The organism is Sphingorhabdus sp., assembly GCF_041737645.1.
GTDB lineage: Bacteria > Pseudomonadota > Alphaproteobacteria > Sphingomonadales > Sphingomonadaceae > Sphingorhabdus_B.
The window spans coordinates 94703-110946 of the sequence record NZ_JBGSRI010000033.1; the positions used below are offsets into that span (position 1 = coordinate 94703).

Annotated in this window: 16 protein-coding genes; 7 read left to right on the top strand and 9 right to left on the bottom strand. The window is 51.7% G+C overall.

Features of this window, described 5'->3' with window-relative positions; genetic code table 11:
* Positions 1 to 89 precede the first annotated feature (89 nt).
* From ACEW72_RS04410 to dusB, 5 genes are all read right to left on the bottom strand, one after another.
* Complete coding sequence (locus ACEW72_RS04410) at positions 90 to 1487, bottom strand: sigma-54-dependent transcriptional regulator (protein ID WP_373475160.1); 1398 nt, start codon at positions 1485 to 1487, stop codon at positions 90 to 92.
* A gap of 2 nt (positions 1488 to 1489) precedes the next feature.
* A complete protein-coding gene (locus ACEW72_RS04415) occupies positions 1490 to 3700 on the bottom strand; it encodes an ATP-binding protein (protein ID WP_373475161.1) in 2211 nt (736 codons plus the stop codon).
* A gap of 137 nt (positions 3701 to 3837) precedes the next feature.
* Positions 3838 to 5259, bottom strand: a complete 1422-nt coding sequence (locus ACEW72_RS04420) for a sigma-54-dependent transcriptional regulator (protein WP_373475162.1) — start codon at positions 5257 to 5259, stop codon at positions 3838 to 3840.
* Positions 5256 to 6350, bottom strand: a complete 1095-nt coding sequence (locus ACEW72_RS04425) for a nitrogen regulation protein NR(II) (RefSeq protein WP_373475163.1) — start codon at positions 6348 to 6350, stop codon at positions 5256 to 5258. The genes ACEW72_RS04420 and ACEW72_RS04425 overlap by 4 nt, the downstream gene beginning before the upstream one ends.
* Positions 6350 to 7345: a tRNA dihydrouridine synthase DusB gene (dusB, locus tag ACEW72_RS04430; protein ID WP_373475164.1), complete on the bottom strand. Its 996-nt coding sequence runs from the start codon at positions 7343 to 7345 to the stop codon at positions 6350 to 6352. Before dusB ends, ACEW72_RS04425 begins: the two co-directional genes overlap by 1 nt.
* Positions 7346 to 7428: 83 nt before the next feature.
* On the opposite strand from dusB, the gene ACEW72_RS04435 reads away from it, so the two are divergent.
* Together ACEW72_RS04435 and ACEW72_RS04440 are read left to right on the top strand one after the other, a co-directional pair.
* The gene (locus ACEW72_RS04435) at positions 7429 to 8580 is read left to right on the top strand and encodes a bifunctional 2-C-methyl-D-erythritol 4-phosphate cytidylyltransferase/2-C-methyl-D-erythritol 2,4-cyclodiphosphate synthase (protein ID WP_373475165.1); all 1152 of its coding nucleotides are present in this window, start codon (positions 7429 to 7431) and stop codon (positions 8578 to 8580) included.
* Positions 8577 to 9089: a CinA family protein gene (locus ACEW72_RS04440; protein ID WP_373475166.1), complete on the top strand. Its 513-nt coding sequence runs from the start codon at positions 8577 to 8579 to the stop codon at positions 9087 to 9089. The genes ACEW72_RS04435 and ACEW72_RS04440 overlap by 4 nt, the downstream gene beginning before the upstream one ends.
* Here the strand turns inward: ACEW72_RS04440 and ACEW72_RS04445 are convergent.
* Together ACEW72_RS04445 and lipA are read right to left on the bottom strand one after the other, a co-directional pair.
* On the bottom strand, positions 9053 to 9511 hold the full coding sequence (locus ACEW72_RS04445; protein WP_373475167.1) for a type II toxin-antitoxin system RatA family toxin: 459 nt from the start codon (positions 9509 to 9511) through the stop codon (positions 9053 to 9055). The two genes, ACEW72_RS04440 and ACEW72_RS04445, sit on opposite strands and share 37 nt — an antisense overlap.
* A 20-nt stretch (positions 9512 to 9531) precedes the next feature.
* Positions 9532 to 10458 (bottom strand): lipoyl synthase, encoded by a 927-nt coding sequence (lipA, locus tag ACEW72_RS04450; protein ID WP_373475168.1) that lies wholly within the window; start codon positions 10456 to 10458, stop codon positions 9532 to 9534.
* Between the two features lie 138 nt (positions 10459 to 10596).
* On the opposite strand from lipA, the gene ACEW72_RS04455 reads away from it, so the two are divergent.
* The gene (locus tag ACEW72_RS04455) at positions 10597 to 11220 is read left to right on the top strand and encodes a carbonic anhydrase (protein WP_373475169.1); all 624 of its coding nucleotides are present in this window, start codon (positions 10597 to 10599) and stop codon (positions 11218 to 11220) included.
* Positions 11217 to 11846 carry a pyridoxamine 5'-phosphate oxidase family protein gene (locus tag ACEW72_RS04460; protein WP_373475170.1) on the top strand — a complete coding sequence of 210 codons (630 nt, stop codon included), beginning with the start codon at positions 11217 to 11219 and terminating at the stop codon, positions 11844 to 11846. The genes ACEW72_RS04455 and ACEW72_RS04460 overlap by 4 nt, the downstream gene beginning before the upstream one ends.
* Here the strand turns inward: ACEW72_RS04460 and ACEW72_RS04465 are convergent.
* Positions 11817 to 12473: a hypothetical protein gene (locus tag ACEW72_RS04465; protein ID WP_373475171.1), complete on the bottom strand. Its 657-nt coding sequence runs from the start codon at positions 12471 to 12473 to the stop codon at positions 11817 to 11819. The genes ACEW72_RS04460 and ACEW72_RS04465 overlap by 30 nt on opposite strands.
* On the opposite strand from ACEW72_RS04465, the gene ACEW72_RS04470 reads away from it, so the two are divergent.
* A complete protein-coding gene (locus ACEW72_RS04470) occupies positions 12450 to 12686 on the top strand; it encodes a hypothetical protein (RefSeq protein ID WP_373475172.1) in 237 nt (78 codons plus the stop codon). The genes ACEW72_RS04465 and ACEW72_RS04470 overlap by 24 nt on opposite strands.
* Positions 12687 to 12779: 93 nt before the next feature.
* Here ACEW72_RS04470 and ettA read toward each other — a convergent pair whose 3' ends face one another.
* Complete coding sequence (gene ettA, locus ACEW72_RS04475; protein WP_373475173.1) at positions 12780 to 14459, bottom strand: energy-dependent translational throttle protein EttA; 1680 nt, start codon at positions 14457 to 14459, stop codon at positions 12780 to 12782.
* Positions 14460 to 14575: 116 nt separating this feature from the next.
* Here ettA and ACEW72_RS04480 point away from each other — a divergent pair, with 116 nt between their 5' ends.
* Positions 14576 to 15961, top strand: coding sequence for a M28 family peptidase (locus ACEW72_RS04480; RefSeq protein ID WP_373475174.1), 1386 nt, complete (start codon positions 14576 to 14578; stop codon positions 15959 to 15961).
* 14 nt (positions 15962 to 15975) lie between these two features.
* Complete coding sequence (locus ACEW72_RS04485; RefSeq protein WP_373475175.1) at positions 15976 to 16203, top strand: hypothetical protein; 228 nt, start codon at positions 15976 to 15978, stop codon at positions 16201 to 16203.
* Positions 16204 to 16244 lie beyond the last annotated feature (41 nt).

A 16244-nucleotide genomic window follows, 5' to 3' on the forward strand; every position in this document is an offset into this window, starting at 1 on the left:
AACGCAGGCTGGACCCTTGGCGCAAGTCCTTAACCGGCATCTGATGCATTTTATTTACAACAGTGACATTTTTTTCGCAATTGCGGGTTTCAATCCACTTCGTCGGATGCCTCCTCACCATTTTTGCGAACCGAAATACCCAGCAATTTCAGCTTTCGATGGAGCGCAGACCGCTCCATGCCTACAAACGCGGCTGTTTTGGAAATGTTTCCTGAAAACCGCTTGATCTGGACCCTCAAATACTCCCGCTCGAATGCTTCCCTCGCTTCACGTAACGGTGCGCCCATTAGCGAAGTGACATTATGTTCAGAACCTTCGTAGCTGTTGATGATTTCAGACGGTAACATATCGGCTTCAATCAGATGAATCCGGTTCGACGGTGCCAATATGATCGTCCGTTCGATGATGTTTCTGAGTTGCCGGACATTCCCCGGCCATTCGCACGCCTGTAAGGCGGCCATTGCGTCATCCGAAATAACCGGCGGCGAAATTCTGTGTTCAGACGCAAAACGTGCGGCGTAATGGTTGGCAAGATCCGGAATGTCTTCACGCCTGCTCGCCAAAGGCGGAATCTCGACCGGGACAACGTTCAACCTGTAAAACAGATCTTCGCGAAACCGACCTTCGGCAATTTCGACCGCAAGATCCCGCGCCGTTGCCGATACGAAGCGAACATCGACACGAATTTGTCGATCTCCCCCAACCCGGACAAAGCTCTGATCGGTCAAAACACGCAAGATTTTGCCCTGCGTGGTCCAAGGCATATCCGCAACTTCATCGAGAAACAGAGTTCCTCCATGTGCTTTTTCGAGCATTCCTGCCTGCACCAAACTACCGTCTTGTTCGATGCCGAACAGTTCTTCGTCGAAGCGTTCGGGTGAGAGTCGCGCCGCACTAACGGAAACAAATGTGGATTCCGATCTTGGACTCCAACTGTGCAATAGACGCGCGGCAACTTCTTTTCCAACCCCGGCAGGGCCGGTAATCAACATCCGGCTACCAGTACCCGATACCTTCTTCAACGTCGCGCGCACATTATTGATGGCGGCGGATGATCCATTTAATTCTTCAGAATGGCCGACTTTGGCGCGCAATGAGGCATTTTCGGCACGCAGCCTTTCCGTTTCGGTCGCCTTGGCAACCAAATGAAGTAGCTTCCCAGCTTCAAACGGCTTTTCCAGGAAATCGACTGCTCCTTGGGAAATGGCCGCAACAGCGGTGTCGATATTTCCATGGCCAGAAAACACTATTACTGGAATCTGGGGATCGCGGCTCTTAATCGCCTTTAACAACTCGATACCGTCCATCGACGAACCCCGAAGCCAGACATCCAGCAAAATGAGGGATGGCAAACGTTCGTCCAAAGCCGACAAGGCTTCATCCGCGGTGGCCGCAGTGCGGGTGTTATAACCATCATCATCAAGAACCCCCGATACAAGGTCCCTGATATCCTGTTCGTCATCCACTACCAAAATATCGAGAGCCATAATTAAAACTCGTCCTCTGCTAATTTGCCTTGTTCACCCGGTGAAGCACCACTTTTTGCTCTTTCGGCGACGACCTGCGGCGTGAATGTCAGTGTAATGATTGCCCCCCCTCCCGGCGCATCGTCCAAGATTATTTCGCCGAAATGTTCTTCGATAATTTTTTTGACAATTGCCAAGCCTAGCCCTGATCCCGTCGCCCGGTTGGTAATATACGGCTCCATGATTCGATCCCGATCATCGGGTAGGCCAATTCCATTGTCGGAAATCTGAACGAAAATCTGCCGGCTAGTTTCCTTGATATCGACAGAAATGGTTCCGTCGACAGAATCGGATTTGCGTCTTTCCTGAATGGATTCGACGGCATTTTTCAAAATATTGGTAAATGCCTGGCCCAATTGTCGCCGGTCCGAAACCAGCATCGGGGATTTCTCAATCGGCTGATAGCGAAAACTGATCTCGGGATGCGCCACTTCAAATAGAAACACCGCATGTCCAACGATGTCGTGAAGATTTTCGTTTCGGAAAACCGGTTTGGGCATTCTGGCGAATGATGAAAATTCGTCCACAATGTTTCGCAAATCTCCGACCTGCCTTATGATTGTCGCGGTAAGCTGCTCGAATATGCCTTCGTCATTTGTTACCTGCTTCCCGAACCGTCGCTGCAACCGTTCGGCGGCGAGTTGTATGGGGGTGAGCGGATTCTTGATCTCATGCGCTATCCGCCGCGCTACATCAGACCATGCCGCACGGCGCTGATCCGCCAGTTGCTGGCTAATATCTTCAAACGTGACTACAACACCTTTTTCACGTTGTGTTACCTTGACTGCGACCGTCAATGGTTCAGGCCCATCACCCAGTTGCACAACGCCTCGAGAACGATTTTCAGTTAACCCGGCAAGCGCAGGGGCAACGTCCATAAAGTTTAAGCCAACAATGGTCTGTGTCTTACCACGCAACATTTTTTCGGCCGTCGAATTGGCCAGTTCAATCTCGCCTGCTTCATTCACTGAAACGACACCCGCGGAAACCGATTCCAGAACTGTTTCAATAAACACCCGCCGCTCACCCAATTGGTGGTTTGTAGCTAACAGAGCACCTGTCTGGCGCTCGAGACGTTCCGTCATGCGATTGAATGATTGCGACAGAAAACCGACCTCATCTGCGCGATATTGGTCTTCACTGACCCGCGCAGACAAATCGCCCCCTGCAATACGTTGCGCCGCATCGACCAGGTTATTAACGGGGCGCACAAGCCGGTCGGCAACACGCAACGCGATCCACAGGGTAATTCCGATGATTAATAGGGACACGATATAGAGCGCAATGTTGAACTGCAGCTGCAGCGCCCGGGAGCGGGCAACCATTTTATCATAATCCCGTAAAACCGACTGCGCCTTGGCGCCCAGTTGAAATGATGGAACAGAGAGGGCCCGGCTGGCGTAAAGATAACTTCGGGGTGAATCGAACAATACCGTCACGACCTCGATACGATCGGTACGATTGGTTACGACCGTTCCCTCACCCGCTTGCAATTTTGCCAAAGTTTCAGGCGGGATCCAATCCTGGTTTCGCCCTTCATTTTCGGTCGCCACCGCCTCAGTGCGTTGAATTCCATCTTCGCGCACAGATACTATCGCAGATTCGCTTAGGCGCCGACGGAAAACCTGTTCGAAATAGTAGCTTAGAAAGGCAGGATCATCGGGGTTGGTTTGGCTTAAAGCGTTGCGAAAATCCCCCGCCATTGTGAGTGTTTCATCACCTACATCGCGGGCGTTGACTTCATAATAGCCCTTGGCAAGTTCGCCCGCATTTTCCAGCATTCCTCGTGCAGATCCTGAAAACCAGAACTGCACACCGCTTTGGAAAAGTAGCGACGCAAAGACCACCAGCAGCAAAGTCGGTACCGCCGTTATTGCGGAGAATATTGCGACCAACCTGACGTGCAGCAGTTGTTGGCTGTCGATATTGCTTCCCTCGGCCCGCTTTAACGCGATCCGCCGTCCAAATAGCACCAGCAACAAAGTCGCGGGCAACAGATTGGCGACCAACATGGTTGCTGATGCTGCCGGTGAAAGCGGTTCCGATTGAGGGCCCTGGTCCATCAGGATATAAGCGGTCGTCGCCGTAACAATCAACAGCAACAGGGCACTACCGATTTCCAGAAACTTGATTGACTGGCTATTACCTAACGCGTTCGCGGATGATTGAAGCATCCGTGTTAGGAACGATTTCCCTCTGCTGTCTTCAATCATAGGAGTTGTTGCCATTAAGCCACTGTGCCAGCGTCAACGTTACCTGAAAAGCACAAACTTACGATAAATGCTTCCAAAGGAAGTACAAGAAAACCGATTTATCCCGAAGCACCCGTAATAATACCATATTCGGTCAATTTTTTGCGTAGAGTATTTCTATTTATCCCGAGCAATGCCGCAGCTTTCAATTGATTGCCTTTCACTTGGCGCATGATGTGCTGCAACAGCGGCGTTTCAAATTGTGCCAGCGCTTTGGGATACAATCTATCTCGTGAATGTCCGCGTTGTTTGTGGTCACGAAGAAATTGCACGACCGCAGCTTCGAAGCTCGCTCCTTTTACGGGGGCATCGCCGTCGGTTGCGCTTTCGACATTCTGATAAATCGTGGCTTCGGTTATAATGTCTTCGCGGCATACCAGTGCCAACCGATAGATCAGGTTTCGAAGCTCCCGGATATTTCCGCGCCAAGGCATAGTCATTAGCGCGGCTATCGCGCTGTCGTCGATTTTACGGAGCGGCAGACCATCTTTAGCCGCAAGGATTAGAAAATGATGGGCGAGCAAACCGATATCGTCGGTGCGGTCCCGCAAGGGCGGCATATGAATTGGAACAACGTTTAACCGATAGAACAAGTCTTCACGGAACTTGCCATTAGCGATCAGTTCTTCGAGACGCTGGTTCGTCGCCGCAACTATGCGTACATCTAGGCGAATGCTGGCCTTGCCCCCAATCCGGCTGATTACGCCGCTTTGCAATGCGCGTAACAAGCGGGTCTGGGCATGTTTGGGCATATCGCCAATTTCATCGAGAAAAAGCGTGCCGCCTTGCGCTTGTTCAAAACGACCAATGGCCTGACCTACTGCACCTGTAAACGAGCCTTTTTCGTGGCCAAAAAGCTCCGCCTCGATCAACTCGCTGGGAATTGCAGCCATATTTACGGCCACAAACGGTCCCGTTTTTCGATGTCCAAGGCTATGAATGGCTTCTGCGACCAATTCCTTCCCCGTCCCGCTTTCTCCGGAAATCAGCACCGACAAGTCGTTGCGGAGCAAACGGGCAACCATCCGGTACACATCCTGCATAGCCACGCTACGGCCGATCATTGGAAGATTGGCTTCTGACAATGAATCCGAGGTGCTATCAGGAGTGGTGCGTCGCTTGTCGATACCCTGCTTCACCGCCAAAACCAGATCATTTAGATCGAATGGCTTCGGGAAATATTCAAATGCGTTGATTTCGCTCGCCCGAACGGCAGTTTCCAGCGTGTTTTGTGCAGACATGATAATGACCGGCATATCGGGTGCCGCCGCCATCACGTCCTTTAGGTTTGCGAGGCCATCGCTGTCCTTGAGAACGACATCTGTCAGCATCAAGTCAAAATGGCCGTTGTCGAGCGCTGCATTTCGAGCGCTCACTGAATCACAAATTTGCGTATCAATATTTTCGGCGGACAAAGCGGCACTAACCACCAACCCGATCGATGCGTCATCTTCGACGATCAGAACTTTGGGATTGGTCATGCATCACCCTTCATGGTTGCAACGGGAAGAAACAGGCGGAATATGGTAATTTGCCTTTGGGCGTCGCGTTCAAAAACAATACGGCTGTTCATTTGCTGGGCAAGGTTCCGCACAATCGCAAGGCCCAGTCCCTGACCATCGCGCTTGGTGGTCACAAACGGGGAGAATAGCTCGTCCTCAATATGCTCGGACACACCGGGACCGTTGTCGGAAATGGCGATTTCTACAGGCAGTTTTACCGATTTTCGTTCAAAATCCGCCTCACGCAAAGCCCCGCTCATGACAAACCGCGTGGAAATGCCTATTACGCCATCCAACCTGCCCTTCAACGCATCAACCGCATTTTGCAGCAGATTAATCAATATCTGGACCATAGCATCGGCATTGATAAGCACTTCGGGAAGGGACGGGTCATAATTGATCGAAAGTTCGGGCATCGCGCGATTGGCGGCCCGGAGCGAGCGGATCGCACGTTCAATCAACAAATGTACGTTTGCAGGCGCAAGTTCGGGTGGCTCGGATCGGCCAAGCTTTTGCATTTGATCCAGCAAACGGGCTATCCGGTCGACTTCGTTGACGATCAACTCGGTCAAGGGCTGGTTTTTCTTGTCCACATGCCGCGCCAGTAATTGCGCAGCGCCCTTTATGCCCGCCAAAGGATTTTTGATTTCATGTCCCAAAATCGCAGGTGCGCCCATAGCCTGCTGTTGCCCGCTATCTTTTTGTTCGCCGATATGTTCACGCCCCCCATGTCGAGGAGAAATTACGGCAATTCGCCAATCGGTTTCACCGGGCAACAACGAGATGTTGATGTCGACGGTGATGGACCCGTGGACAGACTTCAATTCCATATCCTGCGCTGAAAGGTCGTTTTCCTGCGAAACCAACGCCAGGTTCATCCGGTTACTTTCAAAAAGCAATACCGTCTCGACGAACTGCCCTTCAAGCCGTTTTCTGCTCCGGCCAAAAAATGCCTCACTCGCATCATTCGCGTAAGCTATATGATTGTCTGGCGCGATAAGCAAAACCGGAACCGGTATATTAGTAAGGATTTGCGCGAAATCCGGTTGTTTCAAAGTCAAAAGAGCCATCAGGCTGCGGAACGGGACAAAAATGGTTCATAAAAACGTGCAAGCTCTTGAACGACAACTTCCGGGTCCTCGATACGGTTCACAAAGTTCCGGAATTCTGCCGAGCCGGTCAATCCTTTGGTGTACCATCCAATATGTTTGCGCGCACAACGCAACCCGACATCATTCCCGTAAAGGTCGAGCATCGCCCGGTAATGTTCGATGATAAGATGGTGTTGCGCCTCGATACCGGGGTCTGGCAGGGTGCTTCCGTTTTTGAACCAGTGCATCATCTGGCTCAAAAGCCACGGTTTGCCATAAGCGCCCCTACCGACCATGATTCCGTCGGCCCCGCTTTGTTGCAAGGCTGTTTCGGCGTCGCTGATTGTACAAATATCACCGTTGACGATGACCGGTATAGACACCCGGTCCTTCACCCTACGGACAAATGCCCAATCCGCGCTGCCTTTATACATCTGGTTGCGTGTGCGGCCATGCACGGTAACCATTTTTGCGCCAAGATCTTCGGCAATATGGGCAAGTTCGGGGGCGTTCAGGCTGTCATTGTCCCAGCCCATCCGCATTTTTACCGTCACCGGGACCGACACCGCGTTAACAGTCGCCTCGATCAAGCTCGCGGCCAAAGGCAGGTCGCGCATCAAAGCGGAACCCGCATCGCCATTCACAACTTTTTTAACAGGGCATCCCATGTTGATGTCGATAATCGCGGCACCACGATCTTCATTCAGCTTTGCCGCTTCCCCCATTTCATATGCGGTGCAGCCGGCAAGTTGCATGGAAACGGGTTCTTCTATCGCATCCCATTCACATTTTTGTAACGACTGCCGCGTTTCGCGGACCATCGCCTGGCTGGCGATCATTTCGGTAACATTCAATCCGGATCCGAAGCGGCGGACAATTTTACGAAATGGCATATCGGTAACACCGGTCATCGGTGCCAAAATGACAGGGCAATCGATTTCGATATTGCCGATGTGTATGGGTGCTAGTTTCATCTTTTCAACATTGCCTAAAATTTAGGCAGGCCGTTACTCGCTTTCGGCTTGGCGCGCAACAGTGGGTTGGCTAAGGCGCGATAATGGCCTCTCGTCCACATATCGTCGCCCTTATTGTCGCCGCTGGTTCAGGCAGTCGTGTGGGAGGAACCATTCCCAAGCAATTTTGCAAGGTCAAGGGCCATCCTATGCTGCGCCACAGCTACGCTGTTTTTACGCACAAGCCGGAAATCGAGGATATTTTTGTCGTTGTAGGCGCGAAACAGGATGATCTGGCACGCGCTGCTCTTGACGGCCTACCCCCACCCGTTCTTGTTACAGGAGGCGCAACACGGCTGGAAAGTGTCCGCAATGGCCTTGATGAAATCGCCAAGTCGGGAGGGGCAGACTATGTTCTAATCCATGACGCTGCACGTCCCTTTTTGTCAAACATGGTGATTGATGATCTGCTCGATGCACTTCTAATCGCTCCCGGCGCTGTGCCGGCACTTCCGGTTGTTGACAGCATCGCCCGTGGCGCAGACATATTGACGGAATCTGTTGAACGCGAAAATCTTTGGCGCATCCAAACCCCGCAAGCGTTTCATTTTCAGGCGATTTACGAGGCCCATCGGAACTGGGGCGTTGATGATTCAACCGATGATGCCCGAATGATGATGGCTGCGGGCGGCGAAGTCCGGATAGTAAAAGGCGACGAAGCCTTGTCCAAAATAACATTTGCAAATGACATGACGGAAAAAGAAATGGGCTTATCTATCCGATGCGGAACAGGGTTCGATGTGCACCGTTTGGTGACGGGTGAACAATTGTGGCTTTGCGGCGTTCTTATCCCGTATGACAAAGGTCTTTCAGGGCACAGCGATGCCGATGTTGCGATGCATGCCCTGACCGATGCAATGTTAGGCGCTCTCGCTTTGGGTGACATAGGGGACCATTTTCCCCCGTCCGATCCTCAATGGAAAGGGGCATCTTCTGACCGATTTCTGGCACACGCCATGAAATTGGCACGCGATATGGGTTTTGAACTGGCGAACGCAGATATTACCATCATTTGCGAAGCCCCCAAAATAGGGCCGCACCGATTGGCTATGCGCGCACGTATCGCCGAAATAATCGATACGGAAATAGACCGGATTTCTGTAAAAGCGACGACCACGGAAATGCTTGGTTTCACTGGGCGTGGAGAAGGTATAGCGGCGCAAGCAATTGCCACTTTTGAAAAGATGAACCGATGAAATCTGTCCTGCCAGCGAAGATTGCCAAATTGGCTGAACGCGTCGTCGCCGAAAACAAGGCGGCCGGGCGCATGATTGCAACCGCAGAAAGCTGCACCGGCGGCTTGGTCGCGGCAGCAATAACCGAAGTTCCGGGCAGCAGCGCCGTTTTGGAAAGCGGCTTTGTAACCTATTCAAACGAATCAAAGATGAAAATGCTGGATGTTAACGCCGACATACTTGATACATTTGGCGCCGTTTCAGTCGCAGTAGCTTGGGCCATGGCACAAGGTGCCTTGAAAAAAAGCGGCGCTGATATTGCCGTAGCGATTAGCGGAATTGCGGGACCGGATGGTGGAACCGAGAAAAAACCCGTCGGCACAGTTGTTTTCGCGGTCGCGGAAAAAGGGAAAGACGCCGAAGATATGGTTGGCGACAAAATCCAGTTTGGTTCTGACAAAAGCCGCGCGGATATCCGTAATTATGCGACACTTCACGCCTTGGGGCTGTTGCTGCCGCCTGCCCCGTAAAGAACATCGGCCCGCTCGATAAAAGCGGATGTCATCTTGCGTAATGCCGAGTCAAAAAACTGCCCGGCAATTGCTTCAAAAACCCTGTTGCGGAATGAAAAATCGACCGTGAAATCCACGGTTGAACCACCGTCTGGCAAATCTTCGAACCGCCAGTTGTTTTGCAGATGCTTCATCGGGCCATCAAGATAATCCACGACAATCGAGTAATTTGCATCCTTTATGACCCGGCTGCTAAATGTTTCCCGCAGCGATTTAAAACCGACAATCATGTCAGCCAGCATTTCGCTTTCATCATTTTTACGAATGCGCACAGCGCTAACCCACGGCAGAAACTCTGGATAGCGGCCCACGTCAGCGACCAAGTCATACATTTGCGCCGCACTATGGGGCAAAACGCGACGCTCATGATGATGTGGCATAGCCCCTGCCCCTTTTATTCTTAGCCAGCCTTTGCCAATTGCGCCGCGCGCGCATCGCGCATTTTGGCAAAATCGTCGCCGGCATGATAACTGGAACGTGTAAGCGGGCTTGATGCTACCAGTAAAAATCCCTTTGCGCGGGCAATGGCAGCATAAGCATCGAACGCCTGAGGCGTCACATAATCCATGACCTTAGTATGCCTTGGCGTCGGTTGGAGATATTGGCCCATCGTCAGAAAATCGATGCCAGCGCTCCTCATGTCGTCCATGACCTGATGCACTTCCAACCGTTCTTCACCCAAGCCAAGCATGACGCCGGACTTGGTGAAAATAGACGGATCATGCCGCTTAACAGATTCGAGCAATCGCAAAGATGCGTAATAGCGGGCACCCGGTCTTATCGTCGGGTATAAACGCGGCACGGTCTCCAGATTGTGGTTATACACATCGGGACGGGCGGCCACGATGGCCTCTACGGCTGCATCCGCCTTGTTTCTAAAATCGGGTGTAAGGATTTCGATCGTCGTTTTTGGGGTATTGTGACGGAGCGCTTTGATCACTTTGACAAATTGGCTGGCACCACCATCCGGCAAATCATCGCGATCAACCGATGTAATAACGATATGCTCCAACCCCATCTTCGCAGCCGCAATGGCGACATGCTCTGGTTCAAGCGGATCAACGGCTTTCGGCATACCTGTCTTGACGTTACAAAATGCACAGGCCCTCGTGCACACATCGCCCAATATCATTACGGTCGCATGCTTTTTTGTCCAGCATTCACCGATATTTGGACACGCTGCTTCTTCACAAACAGTATTCAGGTTAAGATCGCGCATTAACCGGCGGGTTTCATTATAACCTGCGCTTGTCGGTGCCTTTACCCGGATCCAGTCAGGTTTGCGTTCGCGCGGAGCACGCTCGGGCGGTAAAATGGGTGCGTTCATGCTGCCCAGATAGCGATGCCGCACCCACTTGCCAACTGCAACTTGGCTGCTATCGGGGGCTGGCCTTTGGACTTAATTTTGAAGATTGGGTCCAGCGGCAGACCAAATCTTCAATTTTTTGCAAAGGGATGTTTGTAAATGTCTGAATTCGCTTCATTGGTTGAGGGTTACAAACGGTTTCGCAGCGAAGCTTATGTGCAACAAAAAGCCCGTTACGATTCACTCGCCAGCGATGGCCAATCGCCGCCAGTCATGATAATTTCATGCTGTGACAGCCGGGTCGACCCTGCGACCGTTTTCGATACAATCCCCGGTCAGGTTTTTGCATTGCGTAATGTTGCCAATCTGGTTCCACCTTATGAAACCGGAGGCGGATTGCACGGCGTTTCTGCGGCAATTGAATTTGGCGTTCTGGGGTTGAAAGTACGACACATCGTTGTTTTGGGTCATGCCCAGTGCGGCGGCATCACGGCTTCTCTGTCAGGCAGCAATTTAGGACCGGAAGCACGCGATTTCGTGAACAAATGGGTTGGCATTATCGAAACTGCAAAAGAAGCGGTTCTGGCTTCGAATACGCCGGATCCACAACACGCGCTCGAATTGGAAACGGTCAAAGTCAGTCTCGCCAATTTACGGACTTTCCCGTTCATTGCGGAGAGAGAGAAGACGGGTATGCTTGAATTGCATGGTGCCTATTTTGGCATTGCCGAGGGTCAGTTACATGTCCTTGATGAAGTAACTGGATCTTTCGACCCGCAATGACGCCATCAATCGAAGACCCAGTTTTCTATAATGATCTGAACCTCAGCTTTGCCAAAGCTTGGGATCTGATCGAACCGGGTGCGAGCAAAAGGACCTCTCCAGCCCATACCCCTGTTGTTGGCACAATTGGCGGGGATGGAGGTCCCCAATTGCGAATAATGGTCTTGCGCGAAGCCGACAGGGCCAATCGTCGTTTGCGATTTCATACCGATGTGCGCTCGACGAAAATTCACGAGATAGCATCGAACGGAAAAGCGTCGGTGTTGATGTACGATGCCGCAGAAAAGCTACAGTTACGATTATCGGGCGAAGCGCATATACAAAAAGACAAAGCTGAAATTGACGACGCCTGGTCAAACTCGACCACCTTTGCCCGGCGTTGCTATATGGCCGAGCGGCCACCAGCCACGCCGAGCCTGGTCCCTACGTCCGGCTTGCCAGATTGGATCGAAGGTCGGCAACCTGATGAACTGCAACTGGTGGATGCGCGTGCAAATTTTGCCGTTCTCTGGTTCGAAATTCACTCTATCGAATGGCTATTCCTTGCAAACCAGGGCCACCGACGCGCCCGTTGGGATTGGCACGATGGGACACAGTCATGGTCGGGACGCTGGATTGTTCCTTGAAACACAATGCTTTAGATAGGCGCTCACCATGAATATGTGCCGCGCCGAGGCCACATCGAGATTGTTTTCGATCCTGCTTTCGAAATTGACATATGCGATTTCAGGATGGTTCAGGGCAAGATAGTTCGACATTGAACCGTCGCTTCTTGTCACTGGTTCGTGCCAAAAATGAATTCCTGCATTGGATAATTTTTTGCCACATTCTATAGCAAATTCAGATATTTGAGAATCGCTTTTAAGATAAGCAATGAGCGCGAGTGTGTCGAAGTTGAACATCTCCAAGTTCGGATTAACAGCCAACACCCCGCCTGCCCTTGCGACAATTTCGCCTCGCCGAAAGGCATCCTTGTCAACGATGCTGATTTCGCCTCTGCCCCCTTTGCCATCTCCTGCAAATCCCAGGCTATTTGTATGCAGAGCAATAATAGGCTGGTTTGAAGGTCGCTGTTCCAGAATGGCAGATGTGAACAACGGCGCTCTTTTATCAAAATTACGGTTAGGATCGCAGCTTTTCTGGAGCCGAAGGCTAATTCCGCAAAAGCCGTTGCCAGGCTGCATCCGAAAACTTCCAATGCCGCTATTTACCGCCACCGCAACGCCACCATGTTTTTTGACCGCAATAATCATCGCGTCAAAGGCTGCATTTTCATCGTCATGCGGGACAAGCCACATCGGACCAGAGGAATTCGTGATGCTGGCAAACCGTATCAGGTGCCAATTAAAGCCATTCTCCGAAAAACGGTATTCCGCAATTTCAAGGCCATCGAAGAATTCGGGGTCATTATTGTTTCTAGCGAAATCATCATCCACCGCCACCAAAGCATCGGCGGAGGTTACTGACCAATTAGTCCGCGACGACGCATTGGCGCACAATAGCCCCAATGTTATACCGCAGACTAAGATCAGCCTAAAAATATGCACGCCCAGAGCATTCTATCGCGTCATTTTCTTGTAAGTTGCGCGATGAGGCCGGGTTGCTTCGTCGCCAAGGCGGGCAATCTTGTCTTCTTCATAGGATTCAAAATTACCTTCAAACCATTCGACATGGCTATCCCCTTCAAATGCGAGAATATGGGTCGCCAAACGGTCAAGGAAGAAGCGGTCATGGCTGATGACCACCGCACATCCGGCAAAGCTTTCCAAAGCTTCTTCAAGTGCCGAGAGCGTTTCAACGTCAAGATCGTTGGTCGGTTCGTCAAGCAGCAGAACGTTTCCGCCTTCTTTTAGCATTTTGGCCATGTGAACGCGGTTTCTTTCACCGCCCGACAGCTGTCCGACCTTTTTCTGTTGATCGGTGCCTTTGAAATTGAATGCGCCAACATAAGCCCGCGTCGGGGTTTCATGTTTGCCAAGCTTCATGAAATCGGCACCGCCTGAAATTTCTTCCCATACATTTTTGTTGGGATCAAGGTCATCCCGGCTTTGGTCGACAAAGCCCAAACGGACCGTCTCGCCAATATCGACGTCTCCGGTGTCGGGCGTTTCCTGTCCGGTTATCAACCGGAAAAGTGTTGATTTACCGGCACCGTTGGGACCGATTACTCCGACAATGCCGCCCGGAGGGATGCTGAACGACAGGTTTTCGAACAATATCTTGTCACCATAAGCTTTCGACACATTTTTGACTTCGATCACCTTGCTGCCAAGACGTTCGGGTATCTGGATGACGATCTGCGCCTTTCCAGGGGTACGATTTTCCTGCGCCTCGACCAATTGATCGAAAGATTTGATACGCGCCTTGGACTTGGTCTGTCTCGCCTTGGGGCTTTGCCGGATCCATTCAAGCTCGTCCTTGATCGCCTTTTGCCGTCCGGCATCTTCGCGCGATTCCTGCTCGAGCCGCTTGCCTTTCTTTTCCAGATAGGTCGAATAATTGCCTTCATAGACAAAATAACGCCCGCGATCGAGTTCGAGTATCCAGCTGACGACATTATCCAGAAAATAGCGGTCGTGGGTCACCAGAATTACGTTACCTTTGTAGTCGACCAGATGCTTTTCCAGCCACGCCACAGATTCGGCGTCAAGGTGGTTGGTCGGTTCGTCGAGCAGCAGAATATCGGGCTTTTCCAGCAGCAATCTTGTCAAAGCAATACGGCGCTTCTCACCGCCTGATAGGCTCGTTACCGGACTATCGCCGGGCGGGCACCGCAGCGCATCCATCGCAAGCTCCAACTGGCTATCCAGGCTCCATCCATCGACGGCGTCGATCTTTTCCTGCAACGTTCCCATTTCTTCCATAAGGGCATCGAAATCTGCGTCTGCGGGCGGATCAGCCATCAGCATCGATATTTCGTTGAACCGGTCAACAAGGTCTGCAACCGGGCGGACGCCATCCATCACATTTTCTTTGACCGTCTTGTTCGGATCAAGTTCCGGCTCCTGCGCCAGATATCCAACGCGAATATGTTCGCCTGGCCATGCCTCACCCGTAAATTCGGTATCCATACCAGCCATAATCTTCATCAGCGTCGATTTGCCCGTGCCATTCGGGCCAACAATGCCAATTTTCGCATCCGGGTAGAATTGCAGATTGATATTGCTAAGGACGGGCTTGCTCGCGCCGGGGAAGGTTTTGGTCATCCCTTTCATTACGTAGCTATATTGCGCTGCCATGTTGGTAACTTTCCTGTCTTGGATGTGACGATGATTTGGCCGCTTCCCTAGCCATCTGGCCCTATCCTCGCAAGGCGGGATTGCAAAACGATAGAAGCCCATTATGCCTGTGCGCTATGAACAAACACACCAGAACATTCGCGGCGGTATCATTGCTGCTGGTTTCAACACAAAGTGTAGCCGCATACGCGCAGTCAAAACTACCCGAAACAAGGGATTTTGCGCTGAATAATGACGAGGTTGCTTACGACATTATCGAAGGGCTGACGACCGAAATAGGACCGCGCCAAGGCGGTACCGAAGCAGAAGCGCGTGCGCGAATCTGGTCCGTCAGTAAATTAAAATCCTTGGGTTTTGAAAATGTTCGGGTCGAAGAATATAAGATGCCAACATGGGTGCGGGGCGAGGAGACGGCCGAAATTTCGTCACCTTTCAAGCAAAAGCTGTCCGTTACCGCCCTCGGCAATAGTGGAAGCACCGGCGAAACAGGCATCGAGGCGGAAATTGTATATTTCCCCACTCTCGACGATTTACGCGCCGCCCCCGACGGCAGCTTGAAAGGCAAAATTGCCTTTGTCAGCCACGCCATGCGCCGCACGCAGGATGGCAGCAGCTATGGCGCGTTCGGTCCAGCCCGATTTGTTGGTCCCAATATAGCAGCGAAAAAGGGCGCAGCGGCGATCATTATTCGTTCGGCAGGCACCGATTATCACCGCAATCCACATACCGGGAATACCAACTTTGAAGCTGGTGTTTTACCGATACCCTCGGGTGCTATTTCAATTCCGGATGCAGAGAATCTGGAACGAATGCTTGCCCGGGGTAAGCCCGTTACAATGCGGCTGAAACTGACCCCCAAAAATGTCGGAATGCAGACTTCCGGAAATGTCATTGCCGAATTGCCGGGTTCAAATCCGCAATTGCCTATTATCGTTATTGCTTGCCACCTCGACAGTTGGGATTTGGGGACCGGCGCGATTGATGACGCCGCTGGATGCGGCATTATTGCGGCGGCTGCAAAACATCTGCAATCATATGGAAAACCCAAGCGCACCGTCCGCTTACTGTGGGCTGGCGCAGAGGAAGTTGGCATTTGGGGCGGCAAAGATTATGGTGCAAAACACGCCACTGAAGCTCATGGACTGGCTATGGAATCCGACTTCGGGGCAGGAAAAGTATGGGCTGCAGATTTCCTGCTGCCTGAAAGTGCAATCGACCTGAAACGTCAAATTATCGCCGCACTTGCGCCCCTTGGCGTGGTTCCTCGCCCAAATTTAGCCGGGGGCGGAGCAGATATCGGGGCAATCATAGCCGCTCAAAAACCCGGCATCATCGATCTTCAGCAAGATGGTACCAAATATTTTGATTTGCACCATACCCCGGATGATACGCTCGATAAAATCGATAAGGCCGAATTGCGTCAGAATGTCGCGGCCTGGGTGTCCGTTTTGGCATTGACTGCCAATTATGAGGGGGCCCTTAGTCCCGAAGTCAAGCCATGAGAAATGGCTTGTTCGTGGCAGGATTGCTGGGAATTCTGACGGCCTGCAGCGCCGAGCCGGCGATTGATACCGAGCAGGTTTCTGACAACGTGACGGCGGCCGACGGGACGCAGGATAAGGTCAAAGCCCGACAAATTTCCATTGAAGAAGCGGCAGAGCAAGCCACAAAAATTATTGAGGCCGATGCAAAAGCCGAAATCGATTCAATGGGTGAATCCACCAAGGTTTTTAGCACTGAATGATATTGGTTTAACGCACCCGCGAAGGGGCAAATTACAAACGC

Bases quoted from the DNA above. Each gene is read 5' to 3' on its own strand.
- ACEW72_RS04455 (WP_373475169.1), top strand. From the start codon at position 10,597: ATGTCTGAATTCGCTTCATTGGTTGAGGGTTACAAACGGTTTCGCAGC.
- lipA (WP_373475168.1), bottom strand. From the start codon at position 10,458: ATGAACGCACCCATTTTACCGCCCGAGCGTGCTCCGCGCGAACGCAAA.
- ACEW72_RS04470 (WP_373475172.1), top strand. From the start codon at position 12,450: ATGTTTTTTGACCGCAATAATCATCGCGTCAAAGGCTGCATTTTCATC.
- ACEW72_RS04410 (WP_373475160.1), bottom strand. From the start codon at position 1,487: ATGGCTCTCGATATTTTGGTAGTGGATGACGAACAGGATATCAGGGAC.
- ACEW72_RS04420 (WP_373475162.1), bottom strand. From the start codon at position 5,259: ATGACCAATCCCAAAGTTCTGATCGTCGAAGATGACGCATCGATCGGG.
- ACEW72_RS04465 (WP_373475171.1), bottom strand. From the start codon at position 12,473: ATGATTATTGCGGTCAAAAAACATGGTGGCGTTGCGGTGGCGGTAAAT.
- ACEW72_RS04480 (WP_373475174.1), top strand. From the start codon at position 14,576: ATGAACAAACACACCAGAACATTCGCGGCGGTATCATTGCTGCTGGTT.
- ettA (WP_373475173.1), bottom strand. From the start codon at position 14,459: ATGGCAGCGCAATATAGCTACGTAATGAAAGGGATGACCAAAACCTTC.
- ACEW72_RS04440 (WP_373475166.1), top strand. From the start codon at position 8,577: ATGAAATCTGTCCTGCCAGCGAAGATTGCCAAATTGGCTGAACGCGTC.
- ACEW72_RS04435 (WP_373475165.1), top strand. From the start codon at position 7,429: ATGGCCTCTCGTCCACATATCGTCGCCCTTATTGTCGCCGCTGGTTCA.
- ACEW72_RS04445 (WP_373475167.1), bottom strand. From the start codon at position 9,511: ATGCCACATCATCATGAGCGTCGCGTTTTGCCCCATAGTGCGGCGCAA.
- dusB (WP_373475164.1), bottom strand. From the start codon at position 7,345: ATGAAACTAGCACCCATACACATCGGCAATATCGAAATCGATTGCCCT.
- ACEW72_RS04425 (WP_373475163.1), bottom strand. From the start codon at position 6,350: ATGGCTCTTTTGACTTTGAAACAACCGGATTTCGCGCAAATCCTTACT.
- ACEW72_RS04460 (WP_373475170.1), top strand. From the start codon at position 11,217: ATGACGCCATCAATCGAAGACCCAGTTTTCTATAATGATCTGAACCTC.
- ACEW72_RS04415 (WP_373475161.1), bottom strand. From the start codon at position 3,700: ATGCTTCAATCATCCGCGAACGCGTTAGGTAATAGCCAGTCAATCAAG.